We start from the raw sequence: 1,595 nt of genomic DNA on the forward strand, positions 1-1,595 counted from the left end.
GGCGGCAATGCACTCGCGTTCCACGCGCCGGTCGACGATCCGGCGGATGCCGAACGGCTGAAGCTCGAAGCCGACCTGTACGACGGCGTGCGCAACGGCGAGTTTTCGCTCCATTTCCAGCCGATCACGCGCAGCCAGTCGGGCGCGGTGGTCGGCGTCGAGGCGCTGATCCGCTGGCGCCATCCGGTGCACGGGCTCGTGCCGCCGGCGACCTTCATTCCGCTCGCCGAATCGATCGGCCTGATCAACTATCTCGGCAACTGGGTGCTCAAGGCCGCGTGCATGCAGCTCGTCGCCTGGGATCGCCAGGGGCTCGCGCTGCAGTACGTGGCGGTCAACGTGTCGCCGCAGCAGTTCCGCGACCCGCGCTTCACGCAGAGCGTGCGCGAGGCGATCGCGCTGACGGGCATCGACCCGCGCCGCATCGTGCTCGAAATTACCGAAAGCCTGCTGATGCACGATCCCGCGCAGGCGAAGGGGCTGCTCGAGGAACTGACCGATCTCGGCATCCGCTTCGCGATCGACGATTTCGGCACCGGCTATTCGAGCCTCGCGTATCTGCAGCGCTTCCCGCTCGCGAAGCTGAAGATCGACCGCAGTTTCGTCGAGAACCTGCTGACCTCGCGCAACGACCGCGCGATCGTGTCGGCGGTGGTCGGCCTCGCGCAGACGCTCGATCTCGAGCTCGTCGCGGAAGGCGTCGAGACCGAGGCGCAGCGCGAATTGCTGACGGAGATGGGCTGCAACCATATCCAGGGCTGGCTCGTCTGCCAGGCGCTGCCATCCGAGGAGCTCGCGCGGCGCTTCGAGGCGCAGCAGTTGCACCTGCACGCCGCCTGACGCGCGCGGCGAACCGGACAGATCCGTATGTCAATCACCGAACACCTGCCCCGCACCGCATTGCTCGACAAGCTGTGGGCCCGGATGAACGAGCGGGGCGATTTCCCGCTGCTGTCGGAATCGCTGCGCGCGACGATGGCCGCGATGAAGAACGACGACCTCGACTTCACCGCGCTCGTGCGCGTCGTGCTGTCGGATTTCGCGCTCACGCAGAAAGTGCTGCGGCTCGCGAACTCCGCGATGTACATGGCGTTCGGCGGCAACATCACGACCGTGACCCGCGCATTGATGGTGCTCGGCATGGACGCCGTCGGCCATCTGGTCGTCGGGCTCAAGCTCGTCGACCATTTCCACCACAGCACGCCGCGGCGCATCGACGCAAAGCTCGAACTGAACCGCGCGCTGCTGTCCGGCTGCGTCGCGCGCAAGCTTACCGAGCGCGCCGAGCTGCGCGGGGGCGAGGAAGCCGTCGTCTGCACGCTGATGCGCCAGGTCGGCAAGCTGCTCGTGGTCTGCTATCTCGACAGCGAATGGGACCGGATCCGCCGCCGCGCGGCCGAGCTGCACGGCGACGAAACGGCCGCCTGCATCGATGTGCTCGGTGTCGGCTTCGACGAGATCGGGCTCGAGGCGGCCGCGCGCTGGCGATTGCCCGACGTGATCCGCGCGGGGATGGCCGACCACGACCACCTGGTCCACGTCGACGCGTTCGGCAACGATGACGACGACCGCGATGCGGGCCATGCGACCGACGA

At 67.6% G+C, this 1,595-nt stretch carries 1 protein-coding gene and 1 pseudogene; both read left to right on the forward strand.

All coding sequences use genetic code 11. The annotated features are described in order from the left end of the window. Positions 1-840: pseudogene (cdpA, locus tag JYJ84_RS36225) on the forward strand (cyclic di-GMP phosphodiesterase CdpA); the annotation flags it as partial. A gap of 27 nt (positions 841-867) precedes the next feature. Further along, positions 868-1,595, forward strand: a 728-nt coding sequence (locus JYJ84_RS36230; RefSeq protein ID WP_205190259.1) for an HDOD domain-containing protein, incomplete at its 3' end; no start/stop codon positions are given.

The sequence above is a fragment of the Burkholderia sp. LMG 13014 genome (assembly GCF_905232215.1).
In the GTDB taxonomy this organism is placed as follows: domain Bacteria; phylum Pseudomonadota; class Gammaproteobacteria; order Burkholderiales; family Burkholderiaceae; genus Burkholderia.